7 protein-coding genes are annotated in these 3,808 nt (G+C 67.3%); 4 read left to right on the top strand and 3 right to left on the bottom strand.

Annotation, left to right across the window (positions count from 1 at the left end):
* Positions 1-329: alpha/beta fold hydrolase (locus G6027_RS01340; protein WP_182634710.1), on the bottom strand; the 329-nt coding region annotated here is incomplete at its 3' end.
* Positions 330-503: 174 nt separating this feature from the next.
* Between G6027_RS01340 and G6027_RS01335 the strand changes: the two genes are divergently transcribed.
* The 4 genes from G6027_RS01335 to G6027_RS01320 are packed head-to-tail and all read left to right on the top strand — an operon-like array spanning position 504 to position 2,808.
* Positions 504-857 (top strand): PadR family transcriptional regulator, encoded by a 354-nt coding sequence (locus tag G6027_RS01335; protein ID WP_182634708.1) that lies wholly within the window; start codon positions 504-506, stop codon positions 855-857.
* 2 nt (positions 858-859) lie between these two features.
* Positions 860-1,243 carry a DUF1048 domain-containing protein gene (locus G6027_RS01330; protein ID WP_182634706.1) on the top strand — a complete coding sequence of 128 codons (384 nt, stop codon included), beginning with the start codon at positions 860-862 and terminating at the stop codon, positions 1,241-1,243.
* The gene (locus tag G6027_RS01325; protein ID WP_182634705.1) at positions 1,243-2,031 is read left to right on the top strand and encodes an ATP-binding cassette domain-containing protein; all 789 of its coding nucleotides are present in this window, start codon (positions 1,243-1,245) and stop codon (positions 2,029-2,031) included. Before G6027_RS01330 ends, G6027_RS01325 begins: the two co-directional genes overlap by 1 nt.
* Positions 2,032-2,040: 9 nt before the next feature.
* Positions 2,041-2,808, top strand: a complete 768-nt coding sequence (locus G6027_RS01320; protein WP_182634703.1) for an ABC transporter permease — start codon at positions 2,041-2,043, stop codon at positions 2,806-2,808.
* Between the two features lie 7 nt (positions 2,809-2,815).
* Here G6027_RS01320 and G6027_RS01315 read toward each other — a convergent pair whose 3' ends face one another.
* A complete protein-coding gene (locus G6027_RS01315; RefSeq protein ID WP_346995591.1) occupies positions 2,816-3,490 on the bottom strand; it encodes a hypothetical protein in 675 nt (224 codons plus the stop codon).
* Positions 3,491-3,570: 80 nt separating this feature from the next.
* Positions 3,571-3,808, bottom strand: a 238-nt coding sequence (locus G6027_RS01310) for a helix-turn-helix transcriptional regulator (RefSeq protein WP_182634701.1), incomplete at its 5' end; no start/stop codon positions are given.

The following is a 3,808-nucleotide window of genomic DNA, read 5'->3' as shown; positions in this document are numbered from 1 at the left end:
TCCGCGCTCAAGTCCGCCGCGCGGGCGGCGCGTGCCGCGGCGGCATCCGGATCCTCGGCGCCCACGGGCGCGGTGACCAGGACGAGTCCGGCCAGGAGGGACGGGTGACGCTCGGCGAGATGCATGGCCACCACGCCGCCGAGGGAATGTCCGACGACGACGCTGCCGGAGGCGATCAGCCGAGCGGTCTCGTCGACGAGCGCGTCGAGGTCGGGCACGGCCGGCAGGTCCAGGGCCGTGCCGCTCCAGCTCTCCGGCAGGGCGCGCAGAGTCGGGTCCCATACCTGCGCGTCACCGTGGAGGCCGGGGAGAAAGACGAGGTTCGTCATGGGCGAGAGGCTCCATCTACGTCGACGCCGGGGGTTGACCCGACTGTAACCCGGCGGCGAGAGGAGCGGGCTGGGGCGCGGACGTATCCCCTGTTCACGCGGGCTTGCGTCGCCGGTATTCTGCGTTACTATGTACCGGTAGTCATTGTTACTGAGTAGTTGAGAGGACCTTCGATGGGCAAGCAGGCCACCGAGATGCTCAAGGGAACGTTGGAGGGCATCGTCCTGGCGATCCTGTCCGGGCGACCCGCGTACGGGTACGAGATCACCGCGTGGCTGCGGGGTCAGGGCTTCTCCGACATCGCCGAGGGCACCGTGTACGCGCTCCTGGTGAGGATCGAGCAGCGCGGGCTCGTCGACGTGGAGAAGGTCCCGTCCGAGAAGGGTCCGCCGCGCAAGGTGTACTCGCTCAACGCTCGGGGCCGCGAGAACCTCGACGAATTCTGGAGGACGTGGCACTTCCTCGTGGAGCGGATCGAACAGCTCCACCACCACATCGACACCCCACAGAACAAAGGAGAGAAGTAATCATGGCCGTGAAGTGGATCGAGGCCCTCATCGGGTCGCTTGACCAGAAAAAGCAGTACAAGCAGCACATGGCACGGGTCGAGGCTCTCCCCGAGCCGTACGGCAGTGCCGCCAAGGCGCTCAACCGGTACTTCATCTACTACGGAGGGTTCACCGACGGCGACACGCTCATCACGATGATCGGCGACCACGCCGACCTGTGGGAGCGAGCCGCAGTCGACGGCACGCCCGTGCGCGCCATCGTCGGGGACGACCCGGTGGAGTTCGCGGAGACGTTCGCCCGCTCGTACTCCGGCAGGGAGTGGATCGCCAAGGAGCGCCAGCGACTGGCCGAGGCCATCGACGCCGCGGCTGGCGATGCCGGACAGGATGAGGGGGCCCTCTGATGACCGCGCCGACCACCCAGGCGATCCGTGTGCACGGTCTGGAGAAGTCCTACAAGGACCTGAAGGTGCTGCGCGGCGTGGACTTCGACGTGGCGAGGGGCAGCATCTTCGCACTGCTCGGCTCCAATGGCGCCGGCAAGACCACGGTCGTGAGAATCCTCGCCACGCTGCTCAGGGCCGACGCGGGAACGGCCGAGGTCGACGGCTTCGACGTCGCCGCACAGGCTGCGGAGGTGCGGGAGCGCTTCAGCCTCACCGGGCAGTTCGCCGCCGTCGACGAGATCCTCACCGGGCGGGAGAACCTCGTCCTCATCGCCAGGCTGCGCCACCTCGAGGGCCCGGGCACGATCGCGGATGACCTGCTCGAGCGCTTCTCGCTGACCCAGGTGGCCACGCGGAAGGTGTCGACCTACTCGGGCGGGATGCGCCGCCGTCTGGACATCGCGATGAGCCTCATCGGCAACCCTCCGGTCATCTTCCTCGACGAGCCGACCACCGGGCTCGACCCCCAGGCCCGCATCGAGGTGTGGCAGGCGGTCAGGGAGCTGGCCGACAGCGGCACGACGGTACTGCTCACCACGCAGTACCTGGAGGAGGCCGAACAGCTCGCCGACCGGATCGCAATCCTCGACGAGGGCCGGATCATCGTCAACGGCACCCTCGCCGAGCTCAAGCGACTGCTCCCGCCCACGCAGGTCGAGTACGTCGAGAAACAGCCGACCCTCGAAGACGTCTTCCTCGCGCTCGTCAGCGAGAGCACGGACACCACGGACACCACGGACGAGTAAGGAACACCAGTGAGCACGCACTTCTTCGGCGACACGGCCGTCCTGCTGGGACGATCCCTGAGCCACGTCACCCGCAGCTTGGACACCATCATCACGACCGTCCTCACGCCGGTCGCCTTTCTACTGCTGTTCGTCTACGTCTTCGGCGGCGCGATCGACACGGGCCCGGATTCGGGTTCGTACGTGAACTACCTGCTGCCCGGGATCCTTCTCATCACCATCGCCTCGGGTATCGCCTACACCGCGTACCGGCTGTTCCTGGATTTGAAGGGCGGCATCGTCGAGCGATTCCAATCCCTGCCGATCGCACGCTCAGCCGTGCTGTGGGGGCACGTGCTGACCTCGCTGATCGCCACCCTGATCTCGCTGGTGGTCGTGGTGGGCGTTGCCCTACTCATGGGATTCCGCTCACCGGCAGGGGTGCTGGCGTGGCTCGGGGTCGCGGGCATCCTGCTCCTGTTCACCCTGGCGTTGACGTGGCTCGCGGTCATCGCCGGGCTCTCCGCCACCACCCCGGACGGCGCGGGTGCGTTCTCTTACCCGCTCATCTTCCTCCCGTTCATCAGCTCGGCATTCGTCCCCACCGACACCATGCCCGGCCCGGTGCGCGCCTTCGCCGACCACCAGCCGGTGACCTACATCGTCAACGCCATCCGCGACCTGTTCGCACAACAACCGGTCGGCACCGACATCTGGATCGCGATCGCCTGGTGCGTCGGCATCCTCATCGCCGCGTACACCGTCGCCATGGTCACCTACCGCCGCACGATCGCCTAGGTCCGCCTCACACGACGCGCCTGTGTACCTGGGACCGGGCGAGTTCGTACGTCTTGACCAACCAGAACCCAGCAAACGCGTACAGAGCGGCCGCCTCTCCGGCGAACAGTGCCACGGACGGCCCCACCACCCAGGCGACGAGAACGGCCGAGGCCGGGAACGCCACGACCAGCCCGGCGAGGACCCGGTAGGCCACGCGATACCGGCGCCGAAGTGTCGGATCCGGGAGGGACCCGAGGGTCTCCTGCCCATAGAAGAAGATCGACAACGCGGCCAGGACGAAGAACCCCACCGCGGCCACCGTGTGGACGACGCCCGCCACGGTGAGCCCGGGCAGAGAGGAGTCGCCCGTTGGGACCAGCGCCACCACTATCGACAGGACACCGGCAGCGTTGAGCAACGCGTTCTCGCCACGGGTGTAACCGCGGTAGGCCACCAGCGCGACGCCGATCGCCACGAGTATCCCCACGAAGATACTTCGGGCCGGCGAGTAGTAGAAGGCGCTGAGCGAGCCCATCATCGTCACGCCTTGGTCGAGAGCCACCCACAGGAGAAGAGCCGCCGGGAGGACGAGCGCGCCGGCCGCGATGACCATCCGGAGTACGAAATAGGTCTCCACGATGTAGGCCGCGGGCGCCTCGCAGAAGGTGTCCGGATCGCTCTGTGCCGGGTCGCTTGGCACCGGATTTCCCGGCGCCGGATCGCTTTGCGCTGAATTCTCCTGTGGCTGACGCATGCTCACACCTCGACTTGGTCTCTCGTTCACCCTCGCAGTCGGGTGCCGGTCTTGGTGTAGATCCGGTTGAGGTGACCCTCCACCGTCCGCTTGGACAGATGGAGTTCGTCCGCGATCTCCGCATTGGTCAACCCCTGCCCCACCAACTTGGCGACCTGGGACTCGCGGCGGGTCAGCGTGACCCCGGCCGGGACCCAGCGGGCGGGACCTCCCAGCCCGGTGAGGCCGGCCAGGGATCCGCTGATCTCGGTGGTCGCGAGCATC

The sequence above is a fragment of the Dietzia sp. SLG310A2-38A2 genome (assembly GCF_014145095.1).
Taxonomy (GTDB): Bacteria; Actinomycetota; Actinomycetes; order Mycobacteriales; family Mycobacteriaceae; genus Dietzia.
This window is presented reverse-complemented; position numbering and strand designations above follow the sequence as displayed.

Bases quoted from the DNA above. Each gene is read 5' to 3' on its own strand.
- G6027_RS01335 (WP_182634708.1), top strand. From the start codon at position 504: ATGGGCAAGCAGGCCACCGAGATGCTCAAGGGAACGTTGGAGGGCATC.
- G6027_RS01330 (WP_182634706.1), top strand. From the start codon at position 860: ATGGCCGTGAAGTGGATCGAGGCCCTCATCGGGTCGCTTGACCAGAAA.
- G6027_RS01325 (WP_182634705.1), top strand. From the start codon at position 1,243: ATGACCGCGCCGACCACCCAGGCGATCCGTGTGCACGGTCTGGAGAAG.